This window comes from Psychroserpens sp. (assembly GCF_045105015.1).
GTDB lineage: Bacteria > Bacteroidota > Bacteroidia > Flavobacteriales > Flavobacteriaceae > Psychroserpens.
Genome location: NZ_JBGCCX010000141.1, coordinates 19,880 through 36,316, shown reverse-complemented (window position 1 = coordinate 36,316; position 16,437 = coordinate 19,880). Strand labels below are relative to the sequence as shown.

At 31.8% G+C, this 16,437-nt stretch carries 19 protein-coding genes and 1 tRNA gene; 6 read left to right on the top strand and 14 right to left on the bottom strand.

The annotated features are described in order from the left end of the window. From AB8B90_RS10955 to AB8B90_RS10940, 4 genes are all read right to left on the bottom strand, one after another. Positions 1-209: septum formation initiator family protein (locus AB8B90_RS10955; RefSeq protein WP_405336796.1), on the bottom strand; the 209-nt coding region annotated here is incomplete at its 3' end. 83 nt (positions 210-292) lie between these two features. Beyond that, complete coding sequence (gene udk / locus AB8B90_RS10950) at positions 293-901, bottom strand: uridine kinase (protein ID WP_405336794.1); 609 nt, start codon at positions 899-901, stop codon at positions 293-295. A gap of 47 nt (positions 902-948) precedes the next feature. Beyond that, the gene (locus AB8B90_RS10945; protein WP_405336792.1) at positions 949-1,386 is read right to left on the bottom strand and encodes a c-type cytochrome; all 438 of its coding nucleotides are present in this window, start codon (positions 1,384-1,386) and stop codon (positions 949-951) included. Then, complete coding sequence (locus AB8B90_RS10940) at positions 1,387-2,490, bottom strand: PQQ-dependent sugar dehydrogenase (protein WP_405336790.1); 1,104 nt, start codon at positions 2,488-2,490, stop codon at positions 1,387-1,389. Positions 2,491-2,610: 120 nt separating this feature from the next. On the opposite strand from AB8B90_RS10940, the gene AB8B90_RS10935 reads away from it, so the two are divergent. Beyond that, positions 2,611-2,685: transfer RNA gene (locus AB8B90_RS10935), tRNA-Pro, on the top strand. 38 nt (positions 2,686-2,723) lie between these two features. On the opposite strand, the gene AB8B90_RS10930 is transcribed toward AB8B90_RS10935, so the two are convergent. Beyond that, positions 2,724-3,203 (bottom strand): hypothetical protein, encoded by a 480-nt coding sequence (locus AB8B90_RS10930; protein WP_405336788.1) that lies wholly within the window; start codon positions 3,201-3,203, stop codon positions 2,724-2,726. A gap of 170 nt (positions 3,204-3,373) precedes the next feature. Here AB8B90_RS10930 and trxB point away from each other — a divergent pair, with 170 nt between their 5' ends. Then, positions 3,374-4,354 carry a thioredoxin-disulfide reductase gene (gene trxB, locus AB8B90_RS10925; RefSeq protein ID WP_405336786.1) on the top strand — a complete coding sequence of 327 codons (981 nt, stop codon included), beginning with the start codon at positions 3,374-3,376 and terminating at the stop codon, positions 4,352-4,354. 71 nt (positions 4,355-4,425) lie between these two features. Here trxB and AB8B90_RS10920 read toward each other — a convergent pair whose 3' ends face one another. The 7 genes from AB8B90_RS10920 to AB8B90_RS10890 all read right to left on the bottom strand — a co-directional run bounded on the left by AB8B90_RS10920 (position 4,426) and on the right by AB8B90_RS10890 (position 11,265). Beyond that, positions 4,426-6,243, bottom strand: coding sequence for a M2 family metallopeptidase (locus tag AB8B90_RS10920; RefSeq protein WP_405336784.1), 1,818 nt, complete (start codon positions 6,241-6,243; stop codon positions 4,426-4,428). A gap of 47 nt (positions 6,244-6,290) precedes the next feature. After that, positions 6,291-7,127: a GIN domain-containing protein gene (locus AB8B90_RS10915; protein WP_405336782.1), complete on the bottom strand. Its 837-nt coding sequence runs from the start codon at positions 7,125-7,127 to the stop codon at positions 6,291-6,293. 108 nt (positions 7,128-7,235) lie between these two features. Further along, entirely contained in the window at positions 7,236-7,958 is a 723-nt protein-coding gene (locus AB8B90_RS10910) for a head GIN domain-containing protein (RefSeq protein WP_405336780.1), read from the bottom strand. Positions 7,959-8,038: 80 nt separating this feature from the next. Continuing rightward, a complete protein-coding gene (locus AB8B90_RS10905; RefSeq protein ID WP_405336778.1) occupies positions 8,039-8,530 on the bottom strand; it encodes a nuclear transport factor 2 family protein in 492 nt (163 codons plus the stop codon). Positions 8,531-8,618: 88 nt separating this feature from the next. Then, the gene (locus AB8B90_RS10900) at positions 8,619-10,406 is read right to left on the bottom strand and encodes a PspC domain-containing protein (RefSeq protein WP_405336776.1); all 1,788 of its coding nucleotides are present in this window, start codon (positions 10,404-10,406) and stop codon (positions 8,619-8,621) included. Continuing rightward, positions 10,406-10,744 (bottom strand): PadR family transcriptional regulator, encoded by a 339-nt coding sequence (locus tag AB8B90_RS10895; protein ID WP_405336774.1) that lies wholly within the window; start codon positions 10,742-10,744, stop codon positions 10,406-10,408. The genes AB8B90_RS10900 and AB8B90_RS10895 overlap by 1 nt, the downstream gene beginning before the upstream one ends. A 74-nt stretch (positions 10,745-10,818) precedes the next feature. After that, positions 10,819-11,265, bottom strand: coding sequence for a DUF4870 domain-containing protein (locus AB8B90_RS10890; protein ID WP_405336772.1), 447 nt, complete (start codon positions 11,263-11,265; stop codon positions 10,819-10,821). A gap of 144 nt (positions 11,266-11,409) precedes the next feature. Here AB8B90_RS10890 and AB8B90_RS10885 point away from each other — a divergent pair, with 144 nt between their 5' ends. From AB8B90_RS10885 to AB8B90_RS10875, 3 genes are all read left to right on the top strand, one after another. After that, a complete protein-coding gene (locus tag AB8B90_RS10885) occupies positions 11,410-11,865 on the top strand; it encodes a DUF4442 domain-containing protein (RefSeq protein WP_405336770.1) in 456 nt (151 codons plus the stop codon). 63 nt (positions 11,866-11,928) lie between these two features. Beyond that, positions 11,929-12,729, top strand: coding sequence for a TIGR00266 family protein (locus AB8B90_RS10880; protein WP_405336768.1), 801 nt, complete (start codon positions 11,929-11,931; stop codon positions 12,727-12,729). A gap of 245 nt (positions 12,730-12,974) precedes the next feature. Next, positions 12,975-13,172, top strand: coding sequence for a hypothetical protein (locus AB8B90_RS10875; RefSeq protein ID WP_249995382.1), 198 nt, complete (start codon positions 12,975-12,977; stop codon positions 13,170-13,172). 47 nt (positions 13,173-13,219) lie between these two features. Here the strand turns inward: AB8B90_RS10875 and AB8B90_RS10870 are convergent, their stop codons facing one another. Next, positions 13,220-14,158 (bottom strand): LysR family transcriptional regulator, encoded by a 939-nt coding sequence (locus AB8B90_RS10870; protein ID WP_405336766.1) that lies wholly within the window; start codon positions 14,156-14,158, stop codon positions 13,220-13,222. A 105-nt stretch (positions 14,159-14,263) separates the two neighbouring features. Between AB8B90_RS10870 and AB8B90_RS10865 the strand changes: the two genes are divergently transcribed. Next, positions 14,264-14,743 (top strand): Dps family protein, encoded by a 480-nt coding sequence (locus AB8B90_RS10865; RefSeq protein WP_405336764.1) that lies wholly within the window; start codon positions 14,264-14,266, stop codon positions 14,741-14,743. An 88-nt stretch (positions 14,744-14,831) separates the two neighbouring features. Here the strand turns inward: AB8B90_RS10865 and AB8B90_RS10860 are convergent, their stop codons facing one another. Next, positions 14,832-16,319 (bottom strand): hypothetical protein, encoded by a 1,488-nt coding sequence (locus AB8B90_RS10860; protein WP_405336762.1) that lies wholly within the window; start codon positions 16,317-16,319, stop codon positions 14,832-14,834. Positions 16,320-16,437: the final 118 nt, after the last annotated feature.

The following is a 16,437-nucleotide window of genomic DNA, read 5'->3' as shown; positions in this document are numbered from 1 at the left end:
GTTTTAGTTTTTAGGCTATCTTCATATTCAATAATATAGATATCTTCATTGTCTTTCTTCATATAGTATTTTTCACGAGCTAATTTCTCAATTCCATCTTCAGTACTAAGTTGTTTGATAGCTTTTTTATCTTTTTCAATCTCTTTGCGATAATATTCTTTCTCATTTTCTAAATCACTAATATCTTCATTTAATTCGTGGTGAATCATTAACGAATTTGAATCAATAAATAGCATCCAGAGTGAAAACACTATGAAAATGATGACAAATATATTTTTGAGATATTTAATCATTAATTCAATTTTTCGTTGATAATTGTTCTTACAATATCAACAGCTACAGTATTATATTTATTGTTTGGGATTATAATATCGGCATATTCTTTCATAGGTTCTATAAATTGCTGATGCATAGGTTTAAGTGTGTTTTGATATCGTGTTAAAACTTCATTTATATCACGACCTCGTTCAGAGATATCACGCTTTAGTCTTCTAATTAAACGTTCGTCACTATCAGCATGGACGAAAATTTTGATATCAAACATATCTCTTAGCTCAGGATTAGTTAAAATCAAAATACCTTCAACAATCATCACCTTTCGTGGAAGTGTTCTTATGGTGTCTCCAGTTCTGTTATGCTTTACAAAAGAGTATACGGGTTGATCAATAGTTTCACCATTTCTTAATTGTTTTAAATGTGATTCTAATAATTCAAAATCAATAGATCTTGGGTGATCAAAATTAATCTTAACACGCTCATCATAACTTAGGTGTGAGGTATCTTTGTAATAAGAATCTTGGGATATAATTCCAACTTCGCCTTCAGGAAGTTCATTTAATATTTGATTAACTACAGTGGTTTTTCCACATCCAGTTCCACCAGCAATACCTATGATAAGCATAATTTTGTTTTAGATTTTATCTACAAATTTAAATATTTATAGGCAGTTTATGGGTTAATTTTTGAAACTTCTTTTTCTGTAATTATAGATGGGTTATTGTTTCCCCAACTATTAGTTATGTAGTTCATTACATCTGCAACTTCAGCATCTGAAAGCCCCAAACGTGTCATAGGTGTATTATAAGTTTCACCATTAACTACTATTTCTTCAGATAATCCATACTTAATAGCCTTTATGCTTTTGTTTCTGTTATTCATTAAGTAGTCAGAATTTTTAAGAGGTGGAAATGTTTTTGGGACGCCATTTCCATTAGGCATATGACAGGCAATACAGAAATCATTATAGATGTCTTCGCCACGCTCCTTACTTTGTTTTAATTCTGGACTTTGCTTTGTATTATTAATTTTAGAAATTTCTTTTTTATTTGAAGAATTGCAAGCAAATAATAACGCGCAAATTATGATAGCACTTAGTTTAGTCCTCATTTAATTCTTTATAAGTTTTACTATACCTAAATTTTCTACACCTACATAAATATAACCATCTGGACCTTGATTTACAGATCTTACACGACCTAATCCATCGAGTAAGCGTTCTTCTTTAATAACTTTTCCATTTTTGATGTAGCAGTTATCTAAATATTGAAACTTTAAAGAACCAACAAGAAGATTACCTTTCCATCCTTTGTATTTATCACTTGATATAAATTCCATTCCGCTAGGTGCAATAGAAGGATCCCAATAATGAAGTGGCTGTTCCATGCCTTCTTTTTTAGTAATGTCAGTAAAACGTGTTCCACTGTAATTAACACCATAACTAATCACTGGCCAGCCATAGTTTTTTCCAGCTTTAATAATATTTATTTCATCACCACCTTTCGGTCCGTGTTCATGGGTCCAGATAGCTCTTGTTTCTGGATGAATAACCATCCCTTGTGGATTTCGATGCCCAAAAGAATATATTGCTGTTTTTGCATTTTTTTTATTTATGAAAGGGTTGTCTTCAGGAATTTGCCCATCATCATGTAATCGATATATTTTTCCACCGTCACGAGTTATATCTTGTGGGTTTTCATCTCTATTTCCACGTTCTCCAATCGTAAAGAACAAGTAGCCTTTATCATCAAAAACAATTCTAGATCCAAAATGCTGACCTTTAGTCGTGTTTGGTGAAGCTTTATAAAGCAACTCTTTATTTGTTAATGTATTATTTTCAAGTTTAGCACGCATCAAGGCTGTATGACCACCTTTGTTTTCGCCTTCAGAAGATGCATAGGTTAAATAAATCCATCCATTTTTTTCGTAATCAGGATGTAGCATTATATCTAAAAGACCACCTTGCCCACGATCATAAACATTAGGAGTGTTTTCGATAACTATTTTTTTTCCGTTTTTAAAGTGAATAATTTTACCTTCTTTTTCGTTAATTAGTATTGATGCGTCAGGAAGAAATGCAAATGCCCAAGGGTTGTCAAGGTCTTCTACAATAACTTCATAAGAGTGTTCAGTATTAATAGGGTTTTTGTCTTGAGCACAAGCTAAAACAGCATAGAAAGTTACAAGTATCAAAAATTTATTTCTGAAGGTCATAAAAATGGCTTTTGTGTTTAAAATTAATAATAAATGTCTGAGTTTTTAAATAAAAGATATATATATTTGCAATCCAATTTCAGGAAACAGTTTGTTTTTTGAATTGAAAAGATAACCATTCGGAGTGTAGCGTAGCCCGGTTATCGCGCCGCGTTTGGGACGCGGAGGTCGCAGGTTCGAATCCTGCCACTCCGACTAGAAGAGCTGAACAATTTTTTGTTCAGCTTTTTTATTTACTCAATACGTCTGTAATTTTCAGAATAAATACGATTTCCATCCTCATCAATTTCAATTTGAATAAATGTGTTATTGGTTAAATCTATTTCGTAAACAAATTCCTTTCTTTCTTCTATAATTTCACTCATAATTTTAGAGCCATAATCTAAGACTTCAGTCAATGTCTTATCACTTATGTCATAAGACCCATAACCAAACCATTCAGTAGAATCTTTTGGTACGCTCTTACTCCACATGACTTTTGAAGCGGTATACATTTTTACTTGCCTGTAGTCATTGCTGGTGCTGAACGAATCTTTGATAGCATTGTTCTCATAATTATAAAAACCAATAAGTTCCCAAGTACCAATTAATGGTTGATTGGTGTCAATAATAATAGAATCTGTATTGTTATTTTTAATGTCTTCTTTGGTGGTTTCTTTTTTACAAGAAAGCATAACTAGTGTAATGCAAAAAAAATAAATTAGCGTTTTCATTTAGAGAAGATTTTCAGGTTCCTCTTAAATTTACGAAAAAAATGAGACATAATTATTTGTCTGTTTTATTATCTATTGATAAACCTAATAATTCGATAGTAACTGTTGATAACTTCTATGTAAGCTTTCTGTCAAAAATCCTACTTTTGTTATGTAATAAAAATAAGATTATGTCAGATACAATAGAACACGTAAAATGCCTAATTATTGGTTCAGGTCCTGCAGGTTATACTGCTGCAATATATGCTGCTAGAGCAAACATGAATCCGGTTTTATACCAAGGAACACAGCCAGGAGGTCAACTAACTACAACAAATGAAGTAGAGAATTTCCCAGGTTATCCTGATGGTATTACTGGTCCGGAAATGATGATGGAGTTACAAAAACAAGCAGAACGTTTCGAAACAGATGTACGCGACGGCTGGGTAACTAAAGTTGATTTTTCAGGAGACATTCATAAAGTTTGGGTTAATGACACCAAAGAAATCCATTGTGATTCTGTTATTATTTCTACTGGAGCCTCAGCTAAATATTTAGGTTTAGATTCTGAACAAAAATATTTGAAACTAGGTGGAGGAGTTTCAGCATGCGCAGTTTGTGATGGATTTTTCTACAGAAATCAAGAAGTTGTAATTGTAGGTGCAGGAGATTCTGCTTGTGAAGAAGCACATTATTTATCTAAATTGTGTAAGAAAGTTACAATGCTTGTGAGACGTGATGAATTTAGAGCATCAAAGATAATGGCTGCACGAGTTAAAAATACAGAGAACATAGAAATCCTTTACAATACTGAAACTGATGAGGTTTTAGGAGATGATCAAGTGGTTACAGGCGTTAGAGTGTTTAATAATAAAACGAATGAAAAGCATGAGATTCCTGCAACAGGATTTTTTGTAGCTATTGGTCATAAACCAAACACAGATATTTTTAAAGGCTTTTTAGAATTAGATGAAACAGGATATATAATTAATATTCCAGGTACGGCTAAAACGAATGTAGAAGGTGTTTTTGTTTCTGGAGATGCTGCTGATCATGTTTATAGACAAGCTGTTACTGCCGCAGGTACTGGATGTATGGCTGCTTTAGATGCTGAACGCTATTTAGCTGCTAAAGACTCTAGTTTTGAAGTGAGTACTTCTACTTATAACTAAGATTAGAACTAGCAATAAAAAAAGAGCTTAAATTTTAGTTTAAGCTCTTTTTTTATAGATTACAATTATAATTATAGACTTTCAGGAAGTGTGTAAGTTCTATCCTTATTTTGTTCTTTAAGATAGTCCATTAGAGGATTGAAATATTCCAACATTGGTTTTGCACTCATTTCAGTCCCAACACTTTGTTTTAGTAATTCTCTCCAATCATTATTCGCTCCAGTTTCTAAAACACCTCTTAAGAATGTACCAACATCTTTACTTCCAAAATAGTTAGTAGCATGAGGATCTTGTTTTAAGATGTTTTTTGAAATGTGGTCATGAAATTGAAATAATAAAATGTAAGACACTGCATAATCATAATACTGCGCTGCATCGTTATTGATGTGTGTTTTTGAAGCTGCATCACAAAATTCTTCTCCACGATTAGTAGGAGGAACCATACCTTGATATTTTTTAGCCAATTCCCACCATTTCTTGTTGAATTGATCCTTAGGTAAATTTTCAGCGTATAATGCGTTTTCAAATTCGGTCATTACACCTGCTGAAAACGGTAAAAACACGATATTACTTAGTGCTTCTTTTAATAGATTTTGAGTTTCATCAATTTTTGAATCTGCATCAACTAATCCTTTTCCAGCTAAAAATGGTTTTTGCATTGCGGCAAAACCTAGTAAGCTCCCAATAGCTTCATGATAACCTCTGTTAGCACCACCACGAAGTAGAGGAGGAACATTTGGGTTTGTATACGCTTGGTAATAATAAATATGGCCTAACTCATGGTGAATAGTTTCGTAGTAATCTGCATTTGGTTCAACACTCATTAAACAACGTAAATCGTTATCTAAATCCATATGCCAAGCTGAAGCATGATTATTTTTTTTGTAAGGTGCATCTGCAGGAAGTGGATACATACTTGATTTTTCATAAAAACTTTTAGGTAATGCATCAAAACCAATACTCTTATAGAAGTTTTCACCTTCTTTAACAATCCATTCAGGATCTTTGTCAGCTAGAGCTGCATCAATGTCTAAGCCTTCTACTGTAACTAATGAGCTCCAATCTTGTCCCCAACGATTTGGTAACCAATGTGCAGGAAGGTATTCAGGAACATCGGCTTTAAATTTTTCAGCAAGTTCATACCTAGCCCAAGTGTGTAGTTCTCTATATAATGGCCAAACTTCTTTAACCATTTTATTCATTTCGTCAAGCATTTCTTGACGAGTCATTCCATAATCTGAAACTTGATACGAAAAGTAATCGTCATAACCGAGAGCGCCTACTGTTTCATTACGCAGTTTTCTTAAGTTTTCTAATCCGCCTTTAAGTCCTTTGCCTACTGCTTTAGAAGCTTCCCAATTAGTCAAACGTTCAGCTTCATTATTAGATTCACGTAGCACTTTGTCTATATCTCCAGTTGTAACAGATTTACCATCAACTTGAAAATCGTAACCAAAAAGCGCTTCGTTTTGAGCGTTTTCAGCAGCAATTCGTTCTTTTACTAAATCTGAAACAGTCTCAGGGTTATTTGCAGCAGCGTAAAGTATTGTGTTTAGTTGACGAACTTGTACAATGTCCAAGTCGTCTTTACTCTCAAGAAATTTACGTGTTTTTTCAATTACATCAGTACTTCCTGTAAATTTAGCAAAAGCTTCATTTGCTTTTTGCACTTTGTATGCATTTGTTGTGTCGCCAGCAACAATTTTTGTGTTAGCATCCCATTCTGCTAATGCAGAATCATAATATAGTTTCGTGAATTCACCAGTGTATTCATCTAAAAATGCTTGAACATCTTCTTTTGATACAGATGTGGTTTCTGCTTTTGTTGTATCATTTTTACATGACAATATCGATACGATAATAGCAAAAAGTAAGATTGTTTTCTTCATCTTAAATTAATTTGATTTAAAGTTAGTAGTTGATATTAAATTGAGTGTTATTTTTCTTTTTTCTGAAGTTTTGCAGTATCGGTAAATTTATTGATTGAGATTTTAGGATTTGCGAATAGATAAAGTTCACTAGAGCCTGAAGCTTCAATAATAATAGATTCTGTAACTTCTAAATAAGCATCGCTTGCAAATTCACATATAGCAGTACAAGTTCTAGTTGTAAAATCTTTACCATTAAACTTAGAATTATTATCTGATATCAAAAGTAGATTATCTGTTGTGCCTTCAATATCTATATTTGCACGTTGGTATAAATCTACCTTGGTTTCTTTTGAATTAATGAGTGCATCTAATTTACAATTATCACTCATTTGAATGCTAGTTTTAGTGGCTGTCAAGTTAAGTTTTACTTTCGATTTATCAATACTATTGAAACTAAAGTTGTTTGCTTTTACATTTAAATATGCCTTAGAAGATCCTGATACTTTTAAACTTACATCATTAAGTTCAAGTGACGTTAGTGATCTAATCTCGGCATTTTCTCGAGTTTCAATATGAGAGAACCCATCACTATAATTCACTTTGATTTTCAGTTCCTTTTTAGACCTGATATCTTTAGTTGTTCTAAAACTTAGAACACTATCAATAACCTCTATTGTAATGTATTCATGAAGATTGTCATCTGTTTCAATTTCAACAGAAGGTTTACTATTGTAATACAATTCTACTTCAAAGTCTTCGCCAACTAAAATCGAATTAAAATTGTCTACATAAGTTTGTTTAATAGTTACATTTCTATCACCTTTTACTTTGTCAGCATCTTGTGAAAAGCCAATAGTATAAAAGCCTAAAGTGATTAATAGAAATAAAGTAATCTTTTTCATTAGTTTAAATTAAGTATTAGAACAAATATAAAACAAAAACCATCCCAAACTCGAAATTGAGCTTGAAATGGTTTAAAAAAACAAGTTGGTTAGTTGGTTGTTAGTCGGTTACCTTTTTGTGATGCTGCCAGAAGGACCGTCGTTTTTTTCTACTTTTTCTGGGTTACCATAGTATTTGATATCACCACCACTATTTGCATTAGCTGTTAATTCTTTAGATGTATTTACAGTTATGTCTGCTCCACTATTTGCATGAGCTTTAGTAGTGATAGCCTGAAGTTTAGCTGCTTTTATATCGCTACCACTTGAAGCTTCAGCTCGAAATGTATTTGTGTTTCCTGATAATTTAATATCACTTCCGCTAGATGATTCACATATGAGGTTTTTTACATCTACTTCAAGTTCAACATCACTACCACTTGAGGTGTTAATTTCAAGTTTGTCTGCAGTGATAAGTGTTGTAGCAAGAACATCACTTCCGCTAGAAGTAGAAATTCTATCAATAGCTTTAAAATTAACCATTACTTTTTTTGAAGCTGCATAGCTAATGTTTTCATCAGCGTAGATGTTTAACACACCATTTTCTACTTCAACTTTAATAATATCTTGAAGATTTTCATCTGCTTGTACTCTAATGCTTTCAGAATCACCTTGAGTAAGATAGACATCTAAACCTCTGCTGACTTCTATAGCAGAAAAATTGCCATTTAATTCTCTGTCTGTTGTAGTTACGTCTCCATTTCCTTTAACTCCAAAATTCATATCGAAGTTACAAGACATTAATAAAACACCTAATAGTGTTGTTACAATAATTTTTGATAGTGTTGCCATGATTGATTGTTTTTTTGCTGAATTACTTCAGTCTTTGTTAGTGATTGATTGTTCGTTTATTGATTTATTTATATGTATTGTTACATTTTGTGATCGTAACTAATAACTCTTTTTAGTATCCATTTTTTATCTTCTAAAATCCACAAATGAGAAAACTTTGCTGTGCTGCCTGCTAACTTATTTCCATTAGTGGTCTCAAAGAATTTATGAATTCCATTTTGTAAGGCACCGTAAACTTGTCCGTTGTTTTTTAGTATGAAAACCTCTAGACTTCCTTCAACTAATTCTCTAGTCGATTTTGTTGGATTATCAGGATTACAAATACCGTTTTTCATTATTTCAATGAATTTTTCTTTTGAATTTGTAATTCCACCAATATCATGATAGAATTCAAAGTTTTCAGCTATTAAATGCTCCAGATGTTGTAACTCACAGTTATTAAAAGAGCGCTCAAATATTAAGCTGTCATTTACTTTAAGAGTTTTGTATAATTCAGAATTTGTTGATACTTGTGCGTTTAGATTACTTAAAATTCCTAAGATACTTAAAACGATAACTATTGATTTTTTCATATGATTTGATTGATGATTCAAATATTTCAGTTTTAATGTGATTTTCAAAACTGAAATATCTGAACTGTTAATTTAGGTTACTGAATTGTTAATTATCGTCTGATGTGATTTCAATTCCATCTTCGTCTATATTAACTTTCACATTTACTGACTCAGCTTTGATACCACCTTCGTCAATTTTTAAGCTAGTAGCTTCTGTTTTCATTTCAATACCATCTTCGTCAATTTTGATTCCGTTTTCGTCGTCTTTTAGATCTACTTTTACTTTAAACTCTTCATCTGCAGTACAGTCTAAACATTTAACGCCATTGGTAGTAATTTCTAAATACTGTTCTTCCATTCCGTTATCGAGAATGTCATTATAATAACTAGAATTTCTATGATATGAATACGTATTTCCTTCAGCATAAAGAATGGTTCCTTCAGGTAAATATAGAGTAACTTCAATTTCTTGATCCCTAAATTTGTTTTCAAAATCTGTTGTCAAGTAGCCATCTAATTCAAGCCTATTTTTTGTGAGATCATAATTATAATTAATTTCTTGTGCTCTCATTTTTGCTTCTTTATAATTTCTGCCTTCAGCAGTTTTTTCAATATTTATTGAAGCTAAAGAATCTTTAGTGGAGCGAACAATAAGTCTTACATCTCTACTGTAAATTAGTTTCTCGTCATTTTCATCATAAACGGCTCTTAATGAGCTGCCATGTCTTCCAAATTGTTTGCTATACATAGTATTACCAACAACAGCTAATGTCAATGTGTCTTTAGTAATTATATTAAGCTGTTCTTTTTTACTAATAGTTGCATCATAGGCATGTTCACTTGCTTGTCTTACTCCTATAATAACTGTACCTATAATTGCCATTAACCATAATCCAAGAAGTGTAAATTTCGCAACATTACCTATTGATTTTAGATTGTTAATTAGAATTTTTAATCCTAAATAGAACACAAAAAAGAAAGGCACTCCAATAGCAAACATGGTAATTAATGAAATTAACCAAACAGGTGTGTTAGCTGCATTTGCAGCTTCAAAAATATCTAAACCTGGAAAATGGATTATATCAACAGCACCAAGGCTTAAGCAAAATATTAATAATGAAATTAATGTTGTAGCTCCAACTATAATTAAAATAACACCAATAAATTTTGCAAATATTTTAAAGAAGAACATAATGATGTCACCTATAGTATCAAAAAAAGTTTTTGATGAAGATTTAATTTTTTGTCCTTGTTTAGGTAGGTCTACTTGTTTGACTGTATCAGTAACGGTTTGTGAAACACTGTCAAAGCCGTCTTTAATTTTTTTTTCGATGTTACTAATGTTGACAGGTTCTCCTGTCATAGTTAATTTTTCTGAAGTCGTCGTTGCTTCAGGAACTAAGACCCATAACAAGATATACAGTAATACACCCGTTCCTGCACCAAAGATTAATAAAATCCAAATTAAACGAATCCAAACAGCATCGATTCCAAAGTAATGTCCTAAACCTGCAGAAACTCCTCCAATATAAGAGTTATCTGTGTCACGATAGAATTTTTTTGAAGATCCTGATTTTGATCTAGAATTATTTTGATAAGATGTTTTTGGTTCGTCTTCAAAAATCTCATCATCAACCAAATAATCTTCTGGTTGTCCCATAATAGAGATGACATCGTCTACTTCTTTAATTCTGATGACTTGCTTTTCATTTTGAACACGTTCATTAAATAATTCTGCAATACGTGCTTCTATATCAGAGATGATTTCCGATTGACCTTGAGAGTCTGTAAATGAACGTTTTATAGCCTCAAGATAGCGCTGTAATTTTAAGTATGCATCTTCATCTATATGGAAGAATATACCTGCTAAATTTATGTTGACTGTTTTATTCATTATTTTTTTGTTTTTTGACTGGTTACTAGATTAACTGCATTTTGTAATTCGGTCCAAGTGCCATTGAGTTCTTTTAAAAACAGTCGACCTGTTTCGGTTAGACCATAATATTTTCTTGGAGGTCCTGAAGTGGATTCTTCCCAACGATAATTGAGTAATCCAGCATTTTTAAGCCTTGTGAGTAGCGGGTAAATTGTACCTTCTACAACAAGCATTTTTGCGTCTTTAAGTGTGCCTAAGATTTCTGCAACATAAGCATCTTCGTCTTTTAAGACTGACAATATGCAGTATTCAAGTACACCTTTTCGCATTTGTGCTTTTGTGTTTTCTATCTTCATACTTTAGTGAGATTAATTTTTAATAAACTGTTCATTTTTTGATTGATGATTGATGATTAATTGATGAAATATTTTTACTTTAAAAAGTCTATTGTAAGTGGGTAATGATAAAATTCACCATCTCTAGCCTTTAAACTTGCAATAACTATAAATACGAGTTCTAGAATAAAACCTATTATAGCAAGTGCTCCTAGGCCACCTCCTAAATACAATAGAGGAGAAGGTTCTGAAATATTAAGATGTATGCCGTCGAACAGGTTTATATCTATAAAATCGAATGAACTAAATAGGTTGAAAAAGAAAAATGGAACCGTTAATACTCCCAAAATAAGAGCGTATAATAAAATGCTCATTTGAAAATTGATGGCCTGTTTACCATGTGTATCCACAAATTCTGATTTTTCTTTGTTAGCCATCCATAAAACGATTGGGCCAATAAAGTTTCCAAACGGAATTAAAAACCTACTAAAGGTTGATAAATGGATAAATGTTGCGATGTTTTTTTGGTGATTGTCTAGCATGATTTTAAAACATATAGTAATTTCTTATACAAATATATGTCTAAAAAAAGGTATTATGTTACGCATAGTACTAAAAATTAACATAATATTAACAAATTGAAATGTGGATTATTTTCAATATTTTAGCTGAAACATATAGTAAACATGACCATTTCACCGAGAAAACTCAATGCCTTTCTGTTAATTAAATTACCAGCAGCTTATTTCTGTGGCGTACGAACTAAAGCTTTGTCTGATACAACATGTGAAGTGTCTGTTAAGCATAGATGGATTAATCAAAACCCATTTAATTCTATGTTTTGGGCTGTTCAAGGTATGGCAGCAGAGCTCACAACTGGAGCTTTAGTAATGTCTAAAGTTAAGTCTAGTGGAATTAAAATGTCGATGCTTGTCACTAATAATGATGCAAAATTCACAAAAAAAGCTACTGGTAGAATAAAATTCACATGTAATCAAGGTACTTTGATTGATGATGCTATATCTAAAGCGATAGAAACAAGCGAAGGGCAAACGATACTATTAAATTCAAAAGGGGTTAATAACGAAGGATTACAAGTGTCTGATTTTAATTTTGAATGGAGTATAAAAGTCAAACATTAAAAATATTGTAACAAAACTAGAATAGTTTTAACATATAAGTAATCAATTAATAAACATAAGATTATGACATCACACGAAATAGATTACAGAATTTACGGAGAAGAAATGCAGTTCGTTGAAATTGAATTAGATCCTCAGGAAGGCGTTGTTGCTGAAGCAGGAAGCTTTATGATGATGGACGATGGTATTAAAATGGAAACCATTTTTGGAGATGGTTCTGAAAAGGATTCAGGGTTTTTCGGAAAAATTTTAGGCGCTGGAAAACGAATCCTTACAGGTGAAAGTTTATTCATGACAGCCTTTTATAACGACCTAACAGGAAAACGAAATGTATCTTTTGCGTCACCATATCCAGGGAAAATAATCCCTATTGATTTAACTGAATTTAATGGAAAGTTCATTTGCCAAAAAGATGCTTTTTTATGTGCGGCTAAAGGTGTAAGTGTAGGAATTGAATTCTCAAAAAAATTAGGAAGAGGATTGTTTGGAGGAGAAGGCTTTATCATGCAAAAGCTTGAAGGTGATGGTATGGCATTTGTGCATGCTGGAGGAACTATGGCTAAAAAGGTGTTGCAAGCTGGTGAAACTATGAAAGTTGATACAGGCTGCCTAGTAGGTTTTACTCAAGGTGTCGATTATGATATCGAGTTTGTTGGAGGAATTAAAAATACCGTTTTTGGTGGTGAAGGATTATTCTTTGCAAAACTTCAAGGACCAGGAACCGTTTATATTCAATCCTTGCCTTTTAGTAGATTGGCTGGTCGTGTTTTAGCATCAGCACCAAGAAGTGGCGGTAAAGATAAAGGTGAAGGTAGTATTCTTGGAGGAATAGGTGATTTATTAGATGGAGATAATCGATTTTAATCACTTTTTTTCTAAATGGCATTTTAGATTTTAAAAGCGAAAGATTAAAAGTTATTAAGAATTAGCAAACGAACAAGTTTACTAGAGTTTTTGAGTAATATTATTCTTTTTTTCGTCGTTCTACTTTGTTAAAATTTTGTTTACAATTAACAAACAAACATTTTTTTTACTAAATTTAAAAAGTAATCAAAATATATGCTTATAAGACAAATCTACTTAACTAAAACCTAAATTATCGTTACATTATGGCAAGAGCAATGTTCGAGTACACCAAAACTGTGCTTGCGAAGGTGAGTTTTGACAGTACATTGTTTTGTAAAGAATTAAAAAAGGCCCTAAGTCGTTTGTTACCCTACGAAATAGAAGAGCTTAAGATTTACATTAAATCTTTAATTCTACAAAACCCAGAATTAGATCAATGTTTAATATTATTAAAACAATAGAAAAAAGCGACTTAAGAGTCGCTTTTTTTTTATGCTAAATACTATTGTTATTTTGAAGTTGGACTTATAATATCTACATTTTGAAATGCGATTGCTCCACGAATAATTCCCGAAATAATATCGTGTAGTGCATCAATAATTTGCATTTTTAATTCATTTTTATGATAGATAATACTTACCTCTCTCGCTGGCGAAGGATCATTGAAGTGTCTAAGCTTGTCTTTTTGTTTGTCATTTAATTCCATCGTATGTAAATATGGTAGTAAAGTCATGCCTAAACCTTCATTTGATAGTTTTATTAAAGTTTCGATGCTTCCACTTTCTAGTTGAAATTGATCTTCAGCATGATTTTTAAAAGTCTTACATAAATTAATCACACCATCTCTAAAACAATGTCCATCTTCCAATAGAAGGATGTCATCAATGTCTAAGTCTATAGTATCTAATTTTTTCTTACTAAACAATCTGTGATCATTTGGTATGTAACCAACAAATGGCTCATAGTATAATACGCGCTCTTTTATGGAGTCTAATACTAGAGGAGTAGCTGCAATCGCCGCATCTAGATGTCCGTCATTGATACGAGTTATAATCTCTTCGGTAGTGAGCTCTTCTATTTTTAGTTTTACTTTGGGATATTTTTTGATAAATGCTTTTAAAAACATCGGAAGTAAGGTTGGCATTATTGTGGGTATGATGCCTAATTTAAATTCACCACCAATAAATCCTTTCTGTTGGTCAACAATGTCTTGAATTCGATCAGATTCGTCAACTATATTTTTTGCTTGAAGTACAATTTTACGCCCTACATCAGTAAGTTCAATTGGTTTTTTACTTCTGTCAAAGATTAAAACATCAAGTTCGTCTTCTAGTTTTTGAATTTGTGTACTTAATGTTGGTTGCGTTACAAAGCACTTTTCGGCTGCTTTGGTAAAATTCTTATGTTCGGCTATTGCTAAAACGTAGTGAAGTTGTGTGATTGTCATTCCTTATTCATTTAGACTATAAAAATATAAAAACTATTTATAAAAACTATGATTAATTTATTTAATTATAAGTTAAATTTGTATAAACAAAAACAATATAACAATATGACTCTAAATAGTATTGGTTTAGATACCAAAAAAACAGAAGTAATTGCAGAAGATTTAAATCAACTTTTAGCAAATTTTCAAATTTATTATCAAAATTTACGTGGTATTCATTGGAATATTAGAGGGAAACAATTTTTTGATCTTCATGTAAAATTTGAAGAATTATATACTGATGCCAACTTAAAAGTTGATGAAATAGCGGAACGTATTTTAACATTAGGAAAAACGCCTCTGCATACGTTTGACGATTACAACAAATCTGCTAGAGTTCCTATTGGAAAAAATATTTCGAAAGATATAAAAGCGGTGGAACTTATAGTGGATTCCTTAACAGAGCTATTAAAAATAGAACGTCAAATTCTGGAATCTGCTGGAGAAGCAAATGATGAAGGCACAAATGCCATGATGAGTGATTTTATTACTGAACAGGAAAAAACGGTTTGGATGATGAAAGCTTGGTTAGGTGAAAGTGTATAAATCACAATAATATAAAATACAAAAAAGCCCTTCAAAAATAAATCTCGAAGGGCTTTTTACATTTATAAAAAAATCAATTTAATTATTATTAGTCACAATCACGCTCTAGTAAAACAATATCATTACCAGATGAAAGTGCAATAAACCCGTCACTACACTGAGTAACTGTCCAATCAAGCAAAGCAATAGAATCGTAAGGAGCATCATTAAAATTTAAGAACATAAATACTTCAGCTGTAGAAGGATTTGAAGCTAATTCCCAAGTACCAGTTACACCTTGTCCAGAACCATCACTGTATATAGTTACTGTACCATCTTGAGAGAATTGAGCATATTCTGCTACCAAAGTGTCATAAAGACTAGTATTTAAATACCATTGGCATTGTAATAATTGTCCGAAAAGATCACCTTCACTACAATTGTTAGGATTATTATTATCATCGCATTCTACAAAATCATTTGGTGTATATCCTTCACAGATAGCATAACACTCATTAGGGAATGTATACGTTACCATTTGACCATCAACTTCAACTTGAACACATACTGGGACAAAATCGTCATCACAGTTACATGGATCAACAACATCTTCACATTCTACGAAGTCAGCATCAGTGAAACCTTCACATTCTGCTTCACAAGCATTTAAAAATGTTAAAATTTCTGTTCCACCATTAGGTGTTTCAACTTCAACACAAACTGGAATTACATTTGCAGGGCAAGGACAATCGTTGTAATCATAACAGTCTTCTAGAAGTTCATAAAGATCTTGTTCATCTTCAACACTTTCAACATTACCTTCACTATCAGTTACATTAAATGGATACACAAAATCAAAGTAATAAGCGTTGTAAAGCGCATTATCTAATTCTTCTTGTGAGTTTACAGTAATAGTTTGTTGGTCGTCAGTTATAATTGTAAGAGGGAAATTAAATTCAAAACATTCAAATCCACCTGAACCATTATAATCATCAGCACAGTTGTCTACAAAATCGTTAGGTGTAAATCCATCACACATTGCATAACATTCATTAGGGTATGTGATAACAAAACTATCTCCATTAGGATCTGTAATTTCTACACATACAGGCTCATATACTTCGAAGCATTCACATGTGTCTTGATCTTCCCAGTTGAAGCTATCTATTAAATCATAAAATTCATCTTCATTATTAATAGTTATTACTACTATAGAATCAGTAGCTTCGTCATAAACTTCAACATCAAAAGGAAATTCAATTCCATTAACATATAATTCATCAGTAGAGCTAATTAAAACGTCAATTAAATCTTCTAAGCTATTAATAGCAACAGTTGAGCCATTACTTAGTGATAAATTTAGTGGATAAACAAAATCAAATCCGAAATCAAATACAATATTACCTGAAGGATTTTCAGATAGTATCACATTACCTTCATCATCAAATTGTTGGGCAAGTCGATTTAAAGATTCAGTAATAGCTTCTGTTTCGTTAATGTTTTGTTCTTCAACGACAGAGTCTTCGTTAGAACAAGAAGTTAAAAAGCCTGCAATTAAAGCAAAACTTAAAAGGAATAATTTAAAATTTTTCATCATAGAAATTTTTGGTTAATGAGTTTTTTAGCGATTAATCATAACTAAAACAACTCTGAAAAAAAATACCCTACTTTTTCTCTAATTTTTTTTTAATTAGTTTTGAAGCATTCATATTTTA